Annotated in this window: 20 protein-coding genes; 9 read left to right on the plus strand and 11 right to left on the minus strand. The window is 30.1% G+C overall.

What is annotated here, in order from left to right:
* Positions 1-56: 56 nt before the first annotated feature.
* The 5 genes from IM532_RS01625 to IM532_RS01645 all read right to left on the minus strand — a co-directional run bounded on the left by IM532_RS01625 (position 57) and on the right by IM532_RS01645 (position 6,714).
* Positions 57-1,103, minus strand: a complete 1,047-nt coding sequence (locus IM532_RS01625; RefSeq protein ID WP_194181699.1) for an HlyD family secretion protein — start codon at positions 1,101-1,103, stop codon at positions 57-59.
* A 4-nt stretch (positions 1,104-1,107) separates the two neighbouring features.
* Positions 1,108-2,439, minus strand: a complete 1,332-nt coding sequence (locus IM532_RS01630) for a TolC family protein (RefSeq protein ID WP_194181700.1) — start codon at positions 2,437-2,439, stop codon at positions 1,108-1,110.
* Between the two features lie 327 nt (positions 2,440-2,766).
* Positions 2,767-4,329 carry an MFS transporter gene (locus IM532_RS01635; protein ID WP_194181701.1) on the minus strand — a complete coding sequence of 521 codons (1,563 nt, stop codon included), beginning with the start codon at positions 4,327-4,329 and terminating at the stop codon, positions 2,767-2,769.
* Positions 4,330-5,379 (minus strand): HlyD family secretion protein, encoded by a 1,050-nt coding sequence (locus tag IM532_RS01640; RefSeq protein WP_194181702.1) that lies wholly within the window; start codon positions 5,377-5,379, stop codon positions 4,330-4,332. It abuts the gene before it with no gap.
* A 3-nt stretch (positions 5,380-5,382) separates the two neighbouring features.
* Positions 5,383-6,714, minus strand: coding sequence for a TolC family protein (locus IM532_RS01645; RefSeq protein WP_194181703.1), 1,332 nt, complete (start codon positions 6,712-6,714; stop codon positions 5,383-5,385).
* A gap of 322 nt (positions 6,715-7,036) precedes the next feature.
* Between IM532_RS01645 and IM532_RS01650 the strand changes: the two genes are divergently transcribed.
* The 9 genes from IM532_RS01650 to IM532_RS01690 all read left to right on the plus strand — a co-directional run bounded on the left by IM532_RS01650 (position 7,037) and on the right by IM532_RS01690 (position 14,264).
* The gene (locus tag IM532_RS01650) at positions 7,037-7,840 is read left to right on the plus strand and encodes an AraC family transcriptional regulator (protein WP_194181704.1); all 804 of its coding nucleotides are present in this window, start codon (positions 7,037-7,039) and stop codon (positions 7,838-7,840) included.
* Positions 7,841-7,871: 31 nt separating this feature from the next.
* Positions 7,872-8,801 carry a hypothetical protein gene (locus IM532_RS01655; protein ID WP_194181705.1) on the plus strand — a complete coding sequence of 310 codons (930 nt, stop codon included), beginning with the start codon at positions 7,872-7,874 and terminating at the stop codon, positions 8,799-8,801.
* Positions 8,785-9,420: a hypothetical protein gene (locus IM532_RS01660; protein WP_194181706.1), complete on the plus strand. Its 636-nt coding sequence runs from the start codon at positions 8,785-8,787 to the stop codon at positions 9,418-9,420. Before IM532_RS01655 ends, IM532_RS01660 begins: the two co-directional genes overlap by 17 nt.
* A gap of 60 nt (positions 9,421-9,480) precedes the next feature.
* Positions 9,481-10,002, plus strand: coding sequence for an NADPH-dependent FMN reductase (locus tag IM532_RS01665; protein WP_194181707.1), 522 nt, complete (start codon positions 9,481-9,483; stop codon positions 10,000-10,002).
* 100 nt (positions 10,003-10,102) lie between these two features.
* Positions 10,103-10,645, plus strand: a complete 543-nt coding sequence (locus tag IM532_RS01670; RefSeq protein WP_194181708.1) for an NADPH-dependent FMN reductase — start codon at positions 10,103-10,105, stop codon at positions 10,643-10,645.
* A 379-nt stretch (positions 10,646-11,024) separates the two neighbouring features.
* On the plus strand, positions 11,025-11,651 hold the full coding sequence (locus tag IM532_RS01675) for a peroxiredoxin (RefSeq protein ID WP_194181709.1): 627 nt from the start codon (positions 11,025-11,027) through the stop codon (positions 11,649-11,651).
* A 164-nt stretch (positions 11,652-11,815) separates the two neighbouring features.
* Positions 11,816-12,133: a thioredoxin family protein gene (locus tag IM532_RS01680; protein WP_194181710.1), complete on the plus strand. Its 318-nt coding sequence runs from the start codon at positions 11,816-11,818 to the stop codon at positions 12,131-12,133.
* Positions 12,114-12,365, plus strand: coding sequence for a DUF6952 family protein (locus tag IM532_RS01685; RefSeq protein ID WP_194181711.1), 252 nt, complete (start codon positions 12,114-12,116; stop codon positions 12,363-12,365). Before IM532_RS01680 ends, IM532_RS01685 begins: the two co-directional genes overlap by 20 nt.
* A 495-nt stretch (positions 12,366-12,860) precedes the next feature.
* The gene (locus IM532_RS01690) at positions 12,861-14,264 is read left to right on the plus strand and encodes a hypothetical protein (protein WP_194181712.1); all 1,404 of its coding nucleotides are present in this window, start codon (positions 12,861-12,863) and stop codon (positions 14,262-14,264) included.
* A gap of 36 nt (positions 14,265-14,300) precedes the next feature.
* On the opposite strand, the gene IM532_RS01695 is transcribed toward IM532_RS01690, so the two are convergent.
* The 6 genes from IM532_RS01695 to amaB all read right to left on the minus strand — a co-directional run bounded on the left by IM532_RS01695 (position 14,301) and on the right by amaB (position 20,446).
* Positions 14,301-15,032: a GLPGLI family protein gene (locus IM532_RS01695; protein ID WP_194181713.1), complete on the minus strand. Its 732-nt coding sequence runs from the start codon at positions 15,030-15,032 to the stop codon at positions 14,301-14,303.
* A 39-nt stretch (positions 15,033-15,071) separates the two neighbouring features.
* Complete coding sequence (locus IM532_RS01700) at positions 15,072-15,797, minus strand: GLPGLI family protein (RefSeq protein ID WP_194181714.1); 726 nt, start codon at positions 15,795-15,797, stop codon at positions 15,072-15,074.
* A gap of 123 nt (positions 15,798-15,920) precedes the next feature.
* On the minus strand, positions 15,921-16,670 hold the full coding sequence (locus IM532_RS01705) for a GLPGLI family protein (RefSeq protein ID WP_194181715.1): 750 nt from the start codon (positions 16,668-16,670) through the stop codon (positions 15,921-15,923).
* A gap of 57 nt (positions 16,671-16,727) precedes the next feature.
* On the minus strand, positions 16,728-17,510 hold the full coding sequence (locus IM532_RS01710) for a Cof-type HAD-IIB family hydrolase (RefSeq protein ID WP_194181716.1): 783 nt from the start codon (positions 17,508-17,510) through the stop codon (positions 16,728-16,730).
* A 76-nt stretch (positions 17,511-17,586) separates the two neighbouring features.
* Entirely contained in the window at positions 17,587-18,894 is a 1,308-nt protein-coding gene (gene lat / locus IM532_RS01715) for an L-lysine 6-transaminase (protein WP_194181717.1), read from the minus strand.
* A gap of 22 nt (positions 18,895-18,916) precedes the next feature.
* Positions 18,917-20,446 carry an L-piperidine-6-carboxylate dehydrogenase gene (gene amaB, locus IM532_RS01720; protein ID WP_194181718.1) on the minus strand — a complete coding sequence of 510 codons (1,530 nt, stop codon included), beginning with the start codon at positions 20,444-20,446 and terminating at the stop codon, positions 18,917-18,919.
* Between the last annotated feature and the right edge of the window lie 5 nt (positions 20,447-20,451).

Here is a 20,451-nt window from a genome sequence, read left to right on the forward strand (position 1 = left end):
TAATTTCTCGGGCACCCACTTTCTAAAAATCGAATGATTGTTGTGCACTTTATTGGTTATTTAACTTTCTCAGCGGATACCAATACATTCATCCCTGAACGTAATCTATCGTTGTTTTTAGATTCCTTTAAAATTATTTTGATTGGAAAACGTTGTTCAATTTTAACAAAGTTTCCAGTTGCATTATCAGGCTTTATCAATGCAAATTCAGATCCAGATGCTGGAGATAGCGATTCAATCTTTCCTTCAAATTCAAAATCTGGATATGCATCAGCAGTAATAACTACATTCTTATCAATATCGATTTCTCCAATTTGTGTTTCTTTATAATTGGCAATTATCCATTTTTCTTTTGATACTACTTGTACTAATGCTTGACCTTCTTTTATTAATTGGCCTTCCTGAATATTTTTTACACCTACCCAACCATCATAAGGAGCTACAACGTAACTGTATGAGTAGTTTAACTTCGCGTTATTCAATTCTGCTTTCTTTTGCATAATTTGAGTTCGAGCAGGAGCAACTTTTGTTTTCTCTCCAGTAGATCCAACGAAAACCGTATTTTTTTGTTGAATTAATGCATTTAAGTTTGCTTTTGCTTGTTTGTACTTCGCCTCAATTTCTTCAAATTGTTGTACAGTAGCAGCATCCTCTTCTACAAGATTTTTATAACGAATATAATCTCTCTCAGTTCGCCAAACCTCTATTTTTGCTGCTTCTATATTTGCATCAATTACAGAAGCGTGACTTTCTTGTGTATCTACAGCTTTTTCGTAAGTTTCAACAGATTGGCTTGTACTCTCTAAATTAGCTTGTGCAATATCAATTTCATTTTTATACTCACGGTTATCGATAACAACTAAAGTATCTCCTTTATGAACAAATTGATTTTCTTCAAAATTAACTTTTGTAATGTACCCCGGAACTCTACTAGCTACAGGAGTAATATATTGTCTTACTTGAGCATCATTTGTATTAACATGTGTGCTGGAAAATGCATAAAACCAAACTACAGCTCCTAAACCTATTAAAATAAATAACCACGCAACAGAAGTCAAGACTTTGTTCATGCGTATTTCGCCCTTTGTTAATTGCTTCGCCATTGTATTATAAGTTTCCTAGTACGTATTGTAGTTGATAAAATTTTAATTGTTTATTGATTTGTAAGGAAATCAAATTTGATTGTGCTTCTAAAAATGAATTATCTGCATCTATTAATTCAGTAATCAAACTCAATTTATTGATATATTTTGTTTTTACAATTCTATAATTTTCTTTTGCTTGTACAATTGCCTCTTCTGCAATTTCTATCTTTTCCATAGCATCTTCTAAACGTTTGCTTGCTGCAAAAACATTATGAATGATTTCTTCCTCTCTTTCTTCAAGTTCTAACTTTGCAATTGATATATTTTGATCAGCAATTTGCATTTTTTGTTTATTCTTAAAGAAATTACTAATTGGTATTGAAACATTAACTCCAATCATACCAAATCGATACATAAACTCTTCTGGAGGAAAAAACATGAAGTTAGGATAATTATATCCATATTTCCCACCACCTGTAATTGTTGGAAGAACATTGGCTCTTGTTAATTTCTTATCAATTTCCTTTAGGTGAATATCTTTTTCAGCAATTTTTATATTCTCACTATTTTCAAAAGCCTGTAAAATCATTTCATCAACAAAACCGATATGATCAGTAGTTGTAAAAAGGTCTTGTGTATCGATATGAACTTCATGCTCTGGATGAATGGCAAGAATCGTTTTTACCTGATGTTCTAATATATCAATCTCTTTACTAAGTTCTGAATGAGAAATTTTATGATTTGATAATTGCAATTCGGTTCTTAAAACTTCGTTGTAGGTAACTGCACCATTTTTCTTTAAAGCTTTAGTTTGCTTTATCACTAAAGAATCCTCGTGCATCTTATCTTCAATTAATCCTTGCTGCTCTTGTAAGTGTAAAACTTTTAAGTAAGCAGTAATTATTTCCATTCGAAGCTCACGCTCATCCTTCTTAGTTCTTAGCTTACTAATGTCTACTTCTATAGCAGCCTTTTTCTCATCGTTTTTTAACCTTCCTCCTAGGTAAATAGGAATTTCTGCTGATAAAGTAAAATCATACTGCTCACCTGGCACATCGTATTTTGTAGATGGTTTTAAAATACCATGCTCAAATTGTCTTAATGTTGATAGTTTATGAAATCCGGTATGAAAATTTATATCAGGTAATTTCTCGTTGATTAAATCCCTTTCGTGTAATTCTGCTACTTCCACTTGTAAGGAACGAATTTGTAGCTTTTTGTTGTTCTGTAATCCGAGATCAATTGCTTCACTCAATTTTAATCGGTGGTAATCAATATCTGTTTGAGCAAACGAAATTACACCTATTAAAAAAAATACTGTAAGTAACTGATATCTAATAATATTAAATATCATACTAGAATTAAATTCTGAAAATTTTATTGACTTTTTTTATAGTGCAAACTTACATTCAAACACGCACAAGAACGTGTGTTAAACAAGAAAAAAATTTGTTCATTACAGCCAAAAAGGCATAATTTATAAATTATTTAACAACTTAAAATATGAGATATTTTTAAGAATAATCTGAGGTTTTTACTGTTAAATCCATTTAATTTATTCATTGATAAATTAGTAGGTTATAAACTTAGGAAAATATTCTTTAAATACCTCAAAATTTGTTAAAATTTATATTAATAAAATAAAAAAAGCTATCTCAGTTTTTGAGATAGCTTTTTTTATTTATCGTTTAATTATTAATTGACTTACGGGTCTATAAATTATAATTAAAAATATTACAATTACACTAAACACGAATAGAGTTCTGAATATTTCTATATTAGAAATCAATAATGAATGATTGTATATTTTGGACTTTATAACAGCAGAAGTTAAATGTACAGATTCATTATAAAGATGTGTCGCTGTATATTTATTGAAAATAGGTTCCCACTCATTCTGAAAAATCGTATTTGAAAGATCTAAATTAGAAGTTAGATAATATTGATGTTTAGTTGTTAAATATAATAATGAATTCTGCATGATAGAAAAACCGATTGTATTTGTCCAAAAACGTATAGATACACCAGCATGTGCTGCACTTCCAGATAAAGATGGATCTACTCTTGATATTATATACATAACCAAAGGTGTCATCAACATTCCTGTACCCAAACCTTGCAAATATAGCGCAGGTACCACAGCTAATACTCTTACATCTGGTACAAATAGGTAGCTAAACCACAACATACTCATAGACAAAAATGTAAATCCTACTATAAAGATATATTTGAAATCAGTTTTATTTCTCATCAATAAGTAAGATGTAAAAACTCCTGTTAAAACCCCAGCAACATTAAAAAACTGAATTTTTAAAATATATTCCCATTGCCAATGCCATACGACATTCATTACATTATAAATATTTCCCATGCAAGATCTTAACATATAGAAACAGAAAAACATGATTAATCCTAAAATAACTCTTTCTGATTTTAATACACTAAAGTGAAATAATACCCTTTTGGCATATCTTTGATGTAAAATAAATAGTCCTGAAAAGAACAAAAACATGCCTAATGCAAAATTTATTCTAGAAGATTCAAACCAATAATATCTTTTACCATAAACAAGAACATATACAGCAGAAATAAGTGCTATAGTAATTAGAAATATCCCTCCTAAACCCAGCTGATACATTGGCTTTTTAGGGAATAATCTCCCATGATTAAACACTAAAGCGTAAATAATAAGGGTAAGTATATGAAAAGATATAATAGTATATACAATCATATTATGGTTATAATGCTCTATCGCAAATTTTACTAATGCAGTTGTAAACTTATCACCTGTAAGTAATATTACATAAAGAAATGAATATGCAATCATCTTAGAATTTTCTGTTCTCAACTTAGCCATAATAATAGGAACCAATATACACCCTTCAAAAAGACAAGCTGGTCCTTGTATAAGTCTTAATATAAATATTAGTTGTGTATTCGTAGTAAGTGTTAAACAAAATAGAACTACAATATTGAGCAAATTCATGAATAACAAATAGTTCCTTATATTAAAGTATTGAAAGAAACGAATATGGATGAACATTCCACATACAATTGTAGCATATGCAATAGAAAAAAGAAACTGAATATCATCTACATCTATATCCAAAAAAGAAGCCGTAAACGTACTGTTCATACTGAAAACAGTAAGTATCATTACTTGCGGAAATAATGCAATTACCAGCAATGGCATAATAAATTTTTCTGGAATCCAAGTTTTAAATATTGAATGTTGCTTCTGCATTTAGTTTTTTAATTTTTCTGAAGTTATTAATACATTCATTCCTGAACGTAATTTATCGTTGTCTTTAGAATTTTCTAAAATTATTTTTATCGGAAAACGCTGTTCTATTTTCACAAAGTTACCTGTGGCATTATCTGGTTTTATTAACGCAAATTCAGATCCTGATGCTGGAGATAAAGACTCTATTTTACCGATAAATTTTATCTCAGAATACGCATCAGCTTGTATTATAATCGGTTTGGTAATATCAATCTCACCAATTTGTGTTTCTTTATAATTTGCTATGATCCATTTTTCTTTAGAAACCACTTGTACTAAAGCTTGTCCTTGTTTTATAAGTTGACCTTCTTGTATGTTTTTAACTCCAACCCAACCGTCATATGGTGCAATTACATAACTATAAGAGTAATTTAATTTGGCATTATTAAGCTCTGCTTTCTTCTGCATAATTTGAGTTCTGGCAGGAGCTACTTTGGTCATTTCTCCTGTTGAACTTACAAATACAGATTTTTTTTGCTCAACCAAAGATTGAAGACCTGCTTTGGCTTGTTTATATTTTGCTTCTACTTCTTCTAACTGTTGTAAAGTTGCAGCATCCTCTTCTACAAGATTTTTATAACGAATAAAATCTCTTTCAGTTCGCCAAACTTCTATCTTTGCAGCTTCAATATTGGCATCTATTATTGGTGCCTGACTTTCTTTTGTATCTACAGCTGTCTCATAAGTTTCTACTGATTGAGTTGTACTAGACAAATTTGCACTCGCAATATCTATTGCATTTTTATATTCTCTATTATCAATAACTACAAGTGTATCTCCTTTATGAACAAATTGATTTTCTTCAAAATTCACTTTAGTAATATATCCCGACACACGGCTAGCTACAGGAGTTATATATTGTCTTACTTGTGCATCATTTGTATTAACATGAGTACTAGAAAAAGCATAAAACCACACAATAGTTCCCACCCCCGCGATAATAAATATCCACGCAATAAAAGTCAGAACCTTATTCATACGAATTTCTGCCTTTGATAAATTCTTTCCCATATTTTATAAATTTCCTAATACGTATTGTAATTGATAATATTTTAATTGTTTGTTGATTTGCAAAGAGATCATATTTGACTGTGCTTCTAAAAGAGAATTATCAGCATCTATTAACTCTGTAATCAAACTTAACTTATTAATGTATTTTGTTTTTACTATTCTATAATTCTCTTTAGATTGATTAATTGCCTCTTTTGCAATCTCAATTTTTTCAATCGCATCTTCCAAACGCTTATTCGCTACAAATACATCATGAATTATTTCTTCCTCACGTTCTTCTACTTCTAATTTTGCAATTGAAATATTTTGATTTGCAATTTGCATTTTTTGCTTATTCTTAAAAAAATTGCTAATTGGTATAGATACATTCACACCAACCATCCCAAATCTATACATAAACTCTTCTGGTGGAAAAAACATAAAATTGGGATAAGTATAACCATATTTTCCACCTGCAGTTATCTTAGGCAAAATATTAGCTCGTGTAATTTTTTTATCAATTTCTTTGAGGCGAACATCTTTTTCAGAAATCTTTAGTTTCTCGCTATTTCCTAGTGCTTCTAAAATCATATCATCTACCAAACCTATATGATCTGTTGATGTAATAAGGTCACTTGTATCAATGTGCACTTCATGCTCAGGATGTATAGCTAATATAGTTTTTACATGATGTTCTAATATGTCAATTTCTTTACTTAATTCTGAGTGAGAAATTTTATGATTAGATAATTGTAATTCTGTTCTCAACACTTCGTTATAAGTAACCGCACCATTTTTCTTGAGAGCTTTTGTTTGCTTGATTACTAACGTATCTTCATGCATTTTATCTTCAATCAACAATTGCTGTTCTTTTAAATGTAATACTTTAAGATAAGCCGTAATTATTTCCATTCTAAGCTCACGCTCATCTTTACGTACTTGTAACTTTTTTATATCAACCTCGATAGCGGCCTTTTTTTCATCATTTTTTAATTTCCCTCCTAAATAAATTGGAATTTCCGCAGATAACGTAAAATCATATTGTTCTCCAGGAACATCGTATTGTGTAGAACGATTTAGTATACCGTGTTCAAATTGTCTCAATGTAGACAGTTTATAAAAACTTGTATGAAAATTGACATCAGGTAATTTATCATTTAATAAATCTCTCTCATGTAATTCTGCAATCTCAGTTTGTAATGAACGTATTTTTAATTTTTTATTATTTTGTAATCCGATTTCAATTGCTTCGCTCAATTTCAATTGGTTATAGTCTAAATTGGCCTGAGAAAACACATGACTACCACCTAAAATAAAAAGCGTAAGCAACTGATATTTAATATATTTAAATATCATATAGGTAATTTATCTAAAAAGTATGATGATGAATAATGGTGCAAAGGTACACTCAAAATGAAGTAACATTTTTGATCTAAAATGAAAATAATTTGTCCATTATCGCCAAATTCATCATATCATTAATTTGTTAGAGATACAGGACCTTTTTAAGGTTTTTCTTATCTTCTATGCATATAACCAAAGAATGATAAAACAAGCTAACACGTTTCAAAAACGAAAAATAATAGATAATCAAATAGTTAAACACAATAAAATTAGATCATAAAATTTAGCGCATTTCAGCCAAAAAGGTATAACTTGCAAAGTATAAATTCAGGTAATGGATATTAAATATTTTGAAGATTTAGATCAAGAAAATATTGATTTTTTTATTCATCATGTAGAGCTACATGATATAGAAACTGGTATGCATAGCCACTCAAAAGCACAACTACTCTATGCCGAAGGTGGAATTGTTCATGTTTTTGTAAATGAAAAACACTGGTATTTACCAGCTAGATGTTTTATGTGGATTCCGGCCAATACTACTCACTCTATTCTCACATACAGTAAAACAGGAGAATTATATAATTTATATTTCCATGCTGATGAGTCAGAAAATGAATTCTACTCTAAAACTAATATATACTATGCAGATGATTTAATTAGAGAGATGTTTTTGCATACCAAAAAATGGGATGGAGAAATAGACAAAGGAAATCCTGCAAAATATGATTTTATAAAAGCTATAAAATCTATTCTTCCCGAAATGGAATCTAATAACCTGCCTATATCTATACAACATCCCTTTCCTAAAGACCCTAAATTAATTGAAATAGCTAAATTTCTTATGCAGAATATTGAGAAAAGCTATACAATAGAAGAGGTTTCTAAACATTTTGGAATAAGTTCTCGTACGCTTTCAAGAAAATTTAAAGAAAATATGGGAATGAATTACATCCGTTTTTTAAGATCATTACGTATTACAAAATCTTTAGAGTTAATCATTGAAAATAAATACAATATGTATGAAATAGCTATGTTAGTAGGATATAACTCTTTATCATCTTTTAGTACAATATTTTTAAAAGTTTGTGGTATTCGTCCTACAGATTATGCTAAAATGTTACATCATAAGCAATAATTTTTTTTAAATTTATGAATTAATACGATTCATGAATTTCTATAAAAAACACCAACATTTTTATATTCCGATACTTTTTGGGGTAGTACTAATTAGTATTGGTACACGATTTATTGAGTCCTACGGGATTGCTTTGTTTTTACTTACGCCCTTATTAATAGGTTTTTTAACTACACTTCTTATCAGTAAAAATAAGCCAAATGAACTTAAACTTTCTACTGCAACACTTTGTGGTTTTATAAACACAATTGCTGTTTCATTAACCATCTTACTTGTAGGGGTTGAAGGTCTCATTTGTATTATTATGGCCTCTCCTATTTTATTCCTATTTGTATTTATTGGATGTGTAATTTCTCTGGCTTATGTGCGTAGAATAAATCATCATCCTTTACCCATTATACTTATTGGATCCACATTATTTATAGGTTTATCGTTTGCTGAAAAGCAACAGAAACCCTCACTTTCTGAAGTCAAAACTTCTCTTATTATTCATGCTCCAATTGAAAAAGTATGGGAAAATGTAGTTACTTTTCCTCAATTGGAAGAACCAACAGAATTACTTTTTAAAGCTGGAATTGCATATCCAATCAATGCAACAATAGAAGGTGAAGGTATCGGTGCAATTAGATATTGCAACTTTACAACAGGAAGTTTTGTTGAACCAATCACCACTTGGAACGCTCCTATGCATTTGGCTTTTGATGTTTTACAACAACCTGCTCCAATGAAAGAAATTTCGTATTGGAATTTTGATGCTGCTCATTTACATGATTATTTTGTTTCAAAGAATGGTGAGTTTAGATTAAAAAAAATCGACGAAAATACTACTGAATTAACTGGTACTACTTGGTATACTCACAGAATATATCCAGAATTTTATTGGCGTTTATGGAGTAATGAAATCATTCATCAAATTCATTATCGGGTACTAAATCACATCAAAAATGAAGCTGAAAAGTAATATGAGTACACATCAATTTTCTATCTATACACCAAAAGAAAAATCACTATTAACCGATATTAACTTAAAGCCTCTGGCTTTTTTAGGTTTAGTTTTCTGTTTTTTTATATTGAATGAATTTATCGATTTGCCTGAAGAAGAAAATTACAGATATATTCTATTGAATGGTTTATGGATCACTATAGCTCTAGTTGGTATATATTATTATAGTTTATTGAGAATAGATGGAGATTTAACCCCAGATGAATTATTAAAAAAACTTGTCTTTGAAAAAGAAAGAATAGTTATGGATTATCAAGTTATTGACTTAAACGACATTCAAAAAATTACAATTAATGCTTTCGATTTTAAAAGAAATCAACGACCAATCGTAATGCAAAAAAATAGAACAAGCTATTCATTAGGTATAAGTAACTTTTTAGAATTAAATTTAAAATCAGGAAAGAAAATTAATATTCAATTTAAACAATTAACAGAAAATGAATTATTGAAAGCTAAAAATGAATTGATTTACTATTACCAAAAAGATAAAATCTCATTACTCAACGTAACCGAAGCTTTACATATCACAAAATACGAGGATATTCAACAGTTTATAGATGACTATCCACAGTTATAATGATTTAAAAATCATCTGTTTAGAATATATTTATTTTCCGTAAATTGAAAATAAAAACCTATGAATACAATAGCCTTTGCAGGAAGTAATAGCAAAACTTCTATTAATAAACAATTAGTTACTTATGCCGTACATCTATATGGTGAAGCATATATTTTAGATTTTAATGATTATAGTATTCCAACCTATGACATAGATATAGAAAAAGAAGATGGCTTTTCCGATGAGGTAATACGTTTTTATCAAACTATAAAAGATGCGCAAATTGTGCTTATTTCATTTTCAGAACACAATGCATGTTTTACTGCAGTTTTTAAAAGTTATATGGATTGGTGTTCTCGTATCGAATATCAGTTTTTTAAAGACAAAAAGATTTTTGCAATGAGCACTTCTCCAGGCGGATATGGCGGAAGAAATTCACTAGAAGCTGGTATAAAATTAATAACAAAATTTGGTGGTGAAGTGTTAGAAGAATTTGCATTACCTAAGTTTAATGAAAATTTTATTGATGGTAAAATAACTAATATCGAATTAGACCATGAATTAAAATCAAAAATACAATCTTTTAAGAATAAAGTTTAATTATTTATTCAATTCAATAAAAATCCTATCATAAATCAATACATATTAAGTGATTTGTATTTTATATTTGTGCCGTTAAACAGAATTAAATATAAAATATATGAAAATCTTAGCTTTCGCTGGTTCAAATAGTACAACATCAATCAATAAAGAATTATTAAATTATGCTACAGCGCAGTTAGCATCACATGATATAAATGTCGTTGATCTTAATGATTATGAGATGCCTATTTATTCAATAGAACGTCAAGCTTCTGGGTTTCCACAACAAGCTATTGATTTCCACAAAGAGATTAAAGATGCAGATGGATTAATTATTTCGTTAGCGGAACATAACGGTAATTTTTCTGTTGCTTTAAAAAATATTTTAGACTGGGTTTCTCGAATTGAAATGCCATATTTAAAAGATAAAAAAATCTTATTATTAGCAACTTCTCCAGGTGGATACGGTGGAGGAAATGTATTGGAAGTTGGATTAAAAACTTTTGTACATTTTGCAAGCGGTGAGGTGGTTGCTTCATCTACTTTCCCATCTTTTTACGATAATTTTAAAGAAGGAAATATCGTAAATGAAGATTTAAAAGTTTCTATAGATGAAAAAATTAAAACTTTTGAAAATTCATTAGTCGCGGTAGAAGCATAATTAATGACATACTAATCTAAAAGCCATCAATTAAGAAATTGATGGCTTTTTATGTTATAAATGGTTTAACAGTTCTCCCAAACTAATTTATATCATTTTTAAAATTCAGTGCAAATGTTATCTTTATGTAAGATTATGAAACAAAATTTATTTGTTTTCAACCTCTGATAAAATTTATGTGAGCTTAGCATCTTGATTATCAATAAATATAATTATAACATATGTATGGTTATAAAAATTATCTATTGTTTTATCTAAAATAGAAATTGAAAAAGGTTTGTAACACCGCTATAAGAGCATAAGTTTGTATCAGAAAAGTAACAAAACACAATTTTACTTTTAGTAAAAAATATATCATAAATATAAAAAACATTAAATTATGTCATTAGTAGGAAAAAAAGCGCCTTTATTTACAGCGCCTGCAGTAATCGATGGAGACGAAATCGTTGAAAACTTTTCATTACCAATTGGTGAGAAAAATATCGTATTATTCTTTTACCCAAAAGATTTTACTTTTGTTTGTCCAACAGAATTACACGCTTTCCAAGCTAAATTAGCTGAATTTGAGAAAAGAGACGCTGTAGTTATTGCTGCATCTGTTGATTCAGAAGAAACTCACTTAGCATGGTTAAACACTGCTAAAGATAATGGAGGTATAGAAGGTGTTACTTACCCAATCGTTGCAGATTTCGCTAAAACTATTGCTATGGACTACGGTGTATTAGCTGGTGAGTACGTTTACAATGAAGAAAACGATTCATTAAAATTCGAGGGAGCTCCAGTAGCATACCGTGGTACTTTCATCATCGACAAAAACGGTGTTGTTCGTCACGAAACAATCAATGATTTACCATTAGGACGTAATATCGATGAGTATGTACGTTTATTAGACGCAATCTTACACGTTGAAAAATACGGAGAAGTTTGTCCAGCAAACTGGGAAGAAGGAAAAGATGCAATGAACGCTACAAAAGATGGTGTTGCTTCTTATTTAGCTTCTCACTAATCAATAATTTGGGTTATCTAACGAGATCCAAAATTCACGAAGGGGCTGTCTAAACTGATTGACAGGAGATTTTTATCGAATTCATTTTCAAGCAAAAATCACTAAGTTTATACCTTAGACAGCCTTTTTTATACCCAATTTTTAACGTTTAAAAATTAAAAAAAATGTTTGCAGAATTAGAACAAGATAACTTAGCTCAAGTAGTAGCTGATAACAATATAGTAATTGTACAATATGGTGCAGGATGGTGTGGTAACTGTCGTTTAGTAAAACCAAAATTCAAAAAATTAGCTGCTGAGTACGAAGGACAAGCAGAATTTTTATATGTTGATGCTGAAAAATTACCAGCTTCAAGACAATTAGCTGAAGTTCCAAATTTACCAACTTTCGCAGTTTTTAAAGGAGGAGTTAATGTAGGACAAGTAACTGCATCTAAAATTGATGCTGTAAAAGAATTGATCAATGAAGCTGCCGGTATTTAAAAATTTAGCAAAAACAGTTTCTGTAGAAGCTATGGAAACTGCGTTAGAGGTTTTAGAAGCTTACGCTGATTCTCCAGCGGTAAAAGAACCAGAACAAGAAGTAATCGGAGAAATGATTTCTAATATTTGTGGAGCTATTGAAATGAAGCAAATGATGGAAGAAGAAGGAATGGACGAACGTACTGCTGCAAATACATTTATGCAACGTGTAATGGGATCTATTGACAAATAATCGTTTCAATTAGATATTTGAAAAGCCAACTTAATTGTTGGCTTTTTGCATTATATATTAAAAATTACAAGACTATTTAGTTACGAATAATTTCAGAATCATTTTGGAAATATTACATAGTCTGTAAATTATACCACTTCACATTATAATAATTATAGTATAAAAACATTTATTTTTTTTAAAAATACTTTAATTATTAACAATAAACTATAATAATTATAACTCAATCATTTATTTACTCCTTTCAGTATATAAATAGATTATTCCGCATGATTCTAATTTAATTTATTTTCAAACACTTAAACAAAATAATTATTCATTTTATTAATTACGGCCATTTTTTAAGTTGGATAAAATTTAATTAATCTATTATTCCAAATAGAAATATACAACATCCGTATATTTGATTATCAATATTTTATACCTAAAACTTTAGAAATTATCCAGATTTTTTTCAATAATTTTGTTCTATAACTATTTCAAAATTTATTCTAAATGAATATTCCTGTCCAACAGATTTTAGGAAAATCCTTTATAATCTCACTATTTTTTAGTCAGATAGGTTTCTCGCAAGAAAATGATTCAATTACAATTTCGCGTGAAATGTTAAGACAAATGATTCAGGAAGAAGTACAAAAAGAAATTAAACTTATTCAATTACAACAACTAAATTCTACTTCTGAATTAACAGTTTCACCAAAACCAATCGAAAAAGAAGAACCTAAAGATGATCGAAAATTAATTGGAGATCGTATTAAATTCAGCGGAACAGGTTTATTGCGTGTAGGAGAATGGGATTTTAAACAAAATGAAATTAATCCTTCTACTGGTGAAGTAACAAGTCTGCATAAGCGTTTTTGGACAAGAATGAACTTTTATCTTAATATTGATACTAAATTGACTGATAATTTAGATTTTCATGCACGCTTAAGAACAGGACAAAAACAATATTCGTTTGTAACGTTTGGAGAAAATGTAGATGAGCGTTTCAATATAATCATGGACCAGTTTTGGCTTAATTATAAATTAGGAAATTACGAATTTCGAGCTGGTCGACAAGATGCAGGAAGAATTTGGAGTAACCAAAAAGGGGTACAATTTGATATTCCTATGCACGATGGTTTAACCATTACTGCAGATTATAAATTGGGAAAAGTAAATGTATCTCCACGAATTGCTTATTTCATAGAAAACTATAAAAATAACGCAGCATATAAAGAACAAGGAAAAGTATATGGTGCTTCTGTCCGTGCGAGTCAAAGTGTAGAAAACCTTTCTTGGAAAGCTGAAACAGGATTAATTAAAGCTGAAAAATTACCTACGCGATATATTAACGACATTGCACAAAGCAGTGCAGGTATTAAATACCACGATGGAGATTTAGCGCCGGATTATTCTATTTGGACAAATCAAATAATGCTTAGTTTACCAAATGTCAGAAACCTGACATTTATAGTAGATTATTACCATAATTTCAAAAATTATACAAAAAATCCAATTTCTCATTTGATTCATGATACAAATGGAATGAATAATTTCACAAATAATGACGCTTTTTTATCATCAAACTCACCAGATTTCAGAAAACAAAATGATGGGTTTGTTGCAAGTATATCTACTGGAAATTTAAATATTCCTAAAAATATTTGGGCATCTGTTTCCTACTTATACATGGAAAAATATGCGGCGATGGATTATTTTGCACAATATGATTATACACGTTGGGCATCCACTAATATTCAGGGTCCTGAATTTAGCGCTGGTTATCGTTTTAATAAATATTTACAAATGCGTGCAAGGTTCTTTATTTCTAATGAGATAAAAGGTTATTATATGACCAATCCTGAATATAAAAAATCTGAAGATCGATTCCGATTAGATTTTAATTTAAGTTTTTAAATATAAAAAGCCAACGTTTCGGTTGGCTTTTTGTATTTAATCTATTTTTGTTTCGACTTTGTTATTTTCCATCTCTTCATATTTTCGGTTTTCTTCTTCTATGATTTGACTGAATTCTTTTTCAGAAACTATTTTACCTTTTGTTGGTCGTTCAATTTTTGCTTTCGAATCAATTTTGATTTCTTTTGCGTGATAAATACGCTTATTTTCTCCTTTATCACTCGAATTTACAATTTCAAGTTTTAAGATTAATCCTGGTAATCCACCATATTCGATTGGTCCATTTTTAATGGCTAATTTTGGTGCATACCAAGCTGTAAAAATTGTGTTATTATCTTTATAAAAAGCTTTTTTAACATCATAACCTAAAAATTTATCTTTCTCCTTTTGAATGACCCAAGGTTGTACTTTTAGAAAATCCTTTATGATTAATTTTAAACCATTATAATTCATAAAGGTTAGGGATTCATTTTCTTTTAAATTCTTATAAAAATCATCTCCTGCCCCTCCAAACGAAATTGCAGCTCCACTCTTGCCTTGCGAATTATCGATGCGTTCTATTTTTTTGTAGATCGATTCATCAGCAGTTGTTACCAATTCAAAGTAAGAACGTTTCTCATTACTATTTTTATAAATTTCGAGCATTTTTGGATTGGTTTCTTTTGATAAATCAAAAACATTGTAAAATTCATATTCAACCACCACTTTTTCTTGGGCAGTAGAAAATAATGATGTTGCAAGTAATACAACAGATAGGAGTTTTTTCATAATTGTAATTCAGAAACTAAAAATAAATAAGTCCAAGAATTAATCAATCTTTCTAATCACCCGATTATTCAATCGCTCTTGTTGTTTTTGCAACATTTCTTCCATAAATGCTTCATAACCTTCTTTCGAAATCACTTCTCCTTTAGTCGGCTTATTAATCCTCGCTTTATCGTTTATTTTGACTTCTACAGCCTTCGTTATTTTTTGATGTCCTTGCGCATCTGTTTCTGTCAATTGAAGAATAACACCTGGTAATCCATTAAAGCTGAACGGTCCACTTTTAAAGTTCAATTTTGGCGCAAACCAAGCTTCATAAGTTAATTTACCACGAGTCGCAGAGGCTAACTTTACATCATAACCTAAAAGTTTAGTCTTTTCTTTTTGTATCACCCAGTTGTAAGTTGGCAAAGAATCTGTTACAATAAAACTCTTGCTTATCATATCTTTTAATTCAACAATTTCATTTGTAGAATAATTTAAATAATACGAATTTCTTGGTGGTAACATTGAACCTCCCCCTCCTGTTTTATTTTGTTGATTATTTAATTTTTCTATTGGTGCAAAAGTTGCTTCTGTTTTAGAGGTAATTAAATTGTAATCGCCTTTATTTTCATTAGTCGCTTTATAAAAATCCAACATCGAAGCCTTATCTGCTTTACTTAAATCAAATGCATATTCAAACTCATATTTAATTTCTAGTTTTTCTTGTGCAAAGAGTATTGAAAATTCAAAAAATAGTGTTAAAAATAATAGTTTTTTTATCATAAATTTTTTTAAAAAGAATTCTAACTAATATATAATATTTCGTATTTAATAAAATATTAATTGTTATTGATTTAGAATAAATTTAACAAAAAAGACCAATCTGCATAGATGGTCTTTTTTGATTTATTTTACATCAACTCCTGTACTAAAAGATTCCATCATTTTTTTACGAGATTCGTCTTGTAATTTTTTAAACTCATCTTGAGAAATTTCAGGCGCAGTAAAAGGTTTTATTTTTGTGAATTTTTTAGGATTTAGATTCATTTTTTCAGCTGTAAAATTAATAATTAAACCCATTTTCCCTCCAGTTTCGGATGCCGATTTTAAGACTAAACCTGGAAGACCATTGATACGACTAGGTCCTGCATTCACTGGAATATCTGGCGCAAACCAAGCCGCAACTTTTCTTCCATCAATTTCACTAACCGCTTTAATGACTTTATAACCCAAAATCTTATCTTCGATATCCGTTATTTTCCAATTATAGTTATTATATGGCGAAACAACCGTAAATCTCTTTCCATCTAAAACAACTTCTTGTCTAAACTTTTGTTCAGAAATAGTAGACGTCGTATTTTTAAATTCTCCTCCTACACTAATAGAAAAACTTACATTTCCTGCACCTTGGTTATTGTTTACCGATTCAATTTTATCATAATTTAAAAAACCATCGTTAACTTCTAATTGATAAAGTATATCAGGAGATTTCATCGACCCAAATTGAATACCACCTTTTTGGGCTAATTCAGCGTTGGATTGTTTTAGCTTTTCCTCATCATATTCATTGACTTGACGATATTCTACAATAATTTTATCTTGTGCATAAAGTAAGGCTGTAGCTGAAAATAGAGCTGTGAATAATAATTTCTTCATATTGAGTTTTAATTTTTTATGAAGATATTATTTATTTTTAATTCTACAAATATAGAATCAAATTATTTCATAATATTTTAACGCATTCCAAATTCCATCGGCATCTGCAGAAGTTGTGACGTAATCTGCGATTGCTTTTACCTCATCATTTGCATTCCCCATTGCGACACCTATAGCACAACCTTTAAGCATAGTTGTATCATTTCCTCCATCGCCAAAGCACATAGTTTTGGAAAGATATAAATGGTATTGTTTTGCCATTCGTTCGATGCCTTTCATCTTATGAATCCCTTTTGGATTAACGTCGGCGAAGTAAGGCATCCAACGTGAGGATTCACTATTCCTTAAAACTTGTTTTACAATGTACTGTTCGGTTTCTTCATCAACGAATAAATTCATTTGCATGACTTGATCCAAAGCGACTATATTCAAATCAATTAATTCTGGCACATTCATTCCAAAATATTGATACGCTTTTTGAACATAATCATTGACGCGATTTATGGCAAATCCTTTTTCAGTCATTAAAGAAAATGCGATTGGATTTTGGTGAACATAAGTTAATAAAGCTTTAATATCCTCTTCAGCTATATATTTTGTAAAAAACGGTTGCATGTCCGCATCCGAACATCGCCCTCCATTATTGTTGATATAGCCATCAAAGCCAAATGCTTTCAATTCATTGGGCATATCTACTAAATTGCGTCCCGTTGCAATATAAATTTTATAGTTATTTAGCTTTAATAAATGTAATGCTTCTCTTGTAGAGTCACTGATGGTGTGATTTTCGAACCCTTGTAATGTTCCGTCAAAATCAAAAAATATACTTTCTATTGGCATAAAAAAAATCGTGAGGTATAAATATACTCCACGATTTAATGTGTTAAAAACTTTTATTGTTAAGAATTGAGTTATCTTATATTAATGCTTTCTTTACGATTTCTAATGCTTCGTTTACTTCTTTGAAAGAAACGTTAAGATGAGGACGAAAACGAACAGAGTTTTCTCCACATGGCAATAAAATCAATTTATCATTAAAACATTTTGTTATAAAATCAACTCTACTTTGGTCATTATCAAAATCAAATGCTATGAATAAACCTTTTCCACGCACATTTGTAATTTTGTTGGTGTGTTTTTCAATATCCTTTAGTCTATCCATTATATAAGTGCCTTTTTCAGCAGCATTTTCAACTAAGTTTTCTTTTTCGATAACTTCTAAAATTAACTTAAAACGCAACATATCTATATAATTTCCTCCAAATGTTGAATTGATACGGCTAGATTCCTTGAAAACATTATTTGGAATCATATCCATTTTTTCTTTATTGGCTAAAATTCCACAAACTTGTGTTTTCTTACCAAAGGAAATGATATCAGGAATTACATCATAATGTTGAAAAGCCCACATTTTTCCAGTCATTCCCATACCCGTTTGTACCTCATCAAAAATTAGAAGGATTTCCTCTCTATCACAAATCTCTCTTAATTTTCGTAAAAATTCTGGTCTGAAATAATTATCTCCGCCTTCTCCTTGAATAGTTTCAATGATTATACAAGCTACTTCATTTTTACGTGTTTGTAAAGCTTGTTCTATTTGCTGAATTGCTGTTTGTTCGTTTTGTTTTGTTTGCGCGATGTTTATGTCTGTTTCTGGGAAGATGATTTTTGGATTGTCAATGCGAGGCCAATCAAATTTTGGAAAATACTGATATTTGCGTGGATCTTTTGTATTCGTTAGTGATAATGTATATCCTGATCGTCCGTGAAAAGCTTGTTTAAAGTGAATGACATTACTTGCTTCTAAATCTATTCCTTTAGATAAATTTAGACGTGTTTTCCAATCAAACGCGGCTTTTAATGCATTTTCTACAGCTAAAGCTCCTCCAGAAATAAAGAAACAATATTGTAATTCTTTTGGCATTGCAACACGCGCAAATGTATCTAATAAATCTGCATAGTCTTTGGTATATACATCAGACATTGCTGGTTTATTGATGGCATTCTTACCTAAAAAATCTGTATGCGCTACTAAATGTGGATGATTATATCCAATTGCTGTAGAAGCAAACATTGAAAACATATCTAAGTAACGGTCACCTTTATCATCTATTATATAAGATCCTTGAGATTTCTCTAAATCCATTACAATTGGATAACCATCAGCTAATATATGTTGACCTAGTCTGTCGTGTACTGTTTTATTTAAAATTGTTGTATTCATAGTAGTGTTTAATTGGGTTGAGTTAGAAATTAAATTGTATTCCTTGAGCTAGAGGTAATTCTGTCGAATAGTTAATCGTATTTGTTTGTCTACGCATATAAATTTTCCAAGCGTCAGAACCTGATTCACGACCTCCTCCAGTTTCTTTTTCTCCACCAAATGCCCCACCAATTTCAGCACCAGATGTACCAATATTTACATTTGCAATACCACAATCTGAACCTTGATGAGAAAGGAATAATTCCGCTTCACGTAAATTGTTTGTCATTATTGCAGAAGAAAGACCTTGTTTTACACCATTTTGAATTTCAATTGCATCTAAGACATCTCCTGAATATTTAATTAAATATAAAATTGGCGCAAAAGTTTCTGTTTGGACTATTTCCATTTCATTTGAAACTTCAGCGATAACAGGTTTTACATAACAACCACTTGCATAATCATTCGTTTGTAAAACTCCACCATCAACTAAAAATTCTCCTCCTTGGTCTTTAATCATTTCCAAAGCCATTAAATATCCTCGTACTGCATCGTGGTCGATTAATGGTCCGATATGATTTGATGCATCCAATGGATTTCCTATTTTTAACTGTCCATATGCATTTTTAAGAATAACTTTTACTTGTTCATATATTGAATCATGTACAATTAATCGTCTTGTAGTTGTACAACGTTGTCCAGCTGTACCAACAGCTCCAAACACAGCTGCAGTTAAGGTAATCTTTAAATCAGCGTCTGGCGTTACAATTATAGCATTGTTTCCTCCTAATTCTAATAAAGTTTTACCTAGTCTTCGTGCCACAACTTCATTTACTTCTTTTCCCATTCGAGTTGAACCTGTAGCAGAAACCAAAGGAATTCTTTCGTCTTGTGCCATCCACTCTCCTACCTCTTTTCCACCACTAACAACAGCAGAAATTCCCTCAGGTAAGTTATTCTCTTTTAATACTTCAGCTAATATATTTTGGCAAGCTATTGCACAAACGGGAGTTTTTTCACTAGGTTTCCAAACTATAGCATCTCCGCATACTAAGGCTAAACATGTATTCCAAGACCATACAGCTACGGGAAAGTTAAATGCCGTTATCACTCCTACAATTCCTAAAGGATGGTATTGCTCATACATACGATGTGATGGGCGCTCTGAATGAATTGTTAAACCATATAATTGGCGTGACAATCCAACTGCGAAATCACATATATCAATCATTTCTTGTACTTCGCCATAGCCTTCCTGCAAAGATTTTCCCATTTCATAAGAAACTAATTTTCCTAAATCTTTCTTCTTTGCTCTTAGTTTATCTCCTAATTGACGAACAATTTCTCCTCTTTTTGGCGCAGGAATTAGTCTCCATTCCTTAAAAGCTATTTCAGCTTTTGTAAGTACTTCTTCATATTCTTCTTTTGTTGTGGCTCTTACTTTTGCTATTTCCATTCCATCAACAGGCGAAAAAGAAGCAAACAATTCACCTTTTCCAAACCATATTTGTCCTGTAGATGTACCGAAATTTTCATTCTGAATACCAAGTATTCTTTTTTCGTTTTCTAACATTATTT

Origin of the sequence: Faecalibacter rhinopitheci, from assembly GCF_015234135.1 — a bacterium.
GTDB classification, from domain to species: domain Bacteria; phylum Bacteroidota; class Bacteroidia; order Flavobacteriales; family Weeksellaceae; genus Empedobacter; species Empedobacter rhinopitheci.

Coding starts and splice junctions, on each gene's coding strand:
- IM532_RS01630 (WP_194181700.1), bottom strand. CDS start 2,439: ATGATATTTAATATTATTAGATATCAGTTACTTACAGTATTTTTTTTA.
- IM532_RS01700 (WP_194181714.1), bottom strand. CDS start 15,797: ATGATAAAAAAACTATTATTTTTAACACTATTTTTTGAATTTTCAATA.
- IM532_RS01660 (WP_194181706.1), top strand. CDS start 8,785: ATGAAGCTGAAAAGTAATATGAGTACACATCAATTTTCTATCTATACA.
- amaB (WP_194181718.1), bottom strand. CDS start 20,446: ATGTTAGAAAACGAAAAAAGAATACTTGGTATTCAGAATGAAAATTTC.
- IM532_RS01695 (WP_194181713.1), bottom strand. CDS start 15,032: ATGAAAAAACTCCTATCTGTTGTATTACTTGCAACATCATTATTTTCT.
- lat (WP_194181717.1), bottom strand. CDS start 18,894: ATGAATACAACAATTTTAAATAAAACAGTACACGACAGACTAGGTCAA.
- IM532_RS01640 (WP_194181702.1), bottom strand. CDS start 5,379: ATGGGAAAGAATTTATCAAAGGCAGAAATTCGTATGAATAAGGTTCTG.
- IM532_RS01650 (WP_194181704.1), top strand. CDS start 7,037: ATGGATATTAAATATTTTGAAGATTTAGATCAAGAAAATATTGATTTT.
- IM532_RS01635 (WP_194181701.1), bottom strand. CDS start 4,329: ATGCAGAAGCAACATTCAATATTTAAAACTTGGATTCCAGAAAAATTT.
- IM532_RS01705 (WP_194181715.1), bottom strand. CDS start 16,670: ATGAAGAAATTATTATTCACAGCTCTATTTTCAGCTACAGCCTTACTT.
- IM532_RS01655 (WP_194181705.1), top strand. CDS start 7,872: ATGAATTTCTATAAAAAACACCAACATTTTTATATTCCGATACTTTTT.
- IM532_RS01690 (WP_194181712.1), top strand. CDS start 12,861: ATGAATATTCCTGTCCAACAGATTTTAGGAAAATCCTTTATAATCTCA.
- IM532_RS01670 (WP_194181708.1), top strand. CDS start 10,103: ATGAAAATCTTAGCTTTCGCTGGTTCAAATAGTACAACATCAATCAAT.
- IM532_RS01685 (WP_194181711.1), top strand. CDS start 12,114: ATGAAGCTGCCGGTATTTAAAAATTTAGCAAAAACAGTTTCTGTAGAA.
- IM532_RS01710 (WP_194181716.1), bottom strand. CDS start 17,510: ATGCCAATAGAAAGTATATTTTTTGATTTTGACGGAACATTACAAGGG.
- IM532_RS01625 (WP_194181699.1), bottom strand. CDS start 1,103: ATGGCGAAGCAATTAACAAAGGGCGAAATACGCATGAACAAAGTCTTG.
- IM532_RS01665 (WP_194181707.1), top strand. CDS start 9,481: ATGAATACAATAGCCTTTGCAGGAAGTAATAGCAAAACTTCTATTAAT.
- IM532_RS01680 (WP_194181710.1), top strand. CDS start 11,816: ATGTTTGCAGAATTAGAACAAGATAACTTAGCTCAAGTAGTAGCTGAT.
- IM532_RS01645 (WP_194181703.1), bottom strand. CDS start 6,714: ATGATATTTAAATATATTAAATATCAGTTGCTTACGCTTTTTATTTTA.
- IM532_RS01675 (WP_194181709.1), top strand. CDS start 11,025: ATGTCATTAGTAGGAAAAAAAGCGCCTTTATTTACAGCGCCTGCAGTA.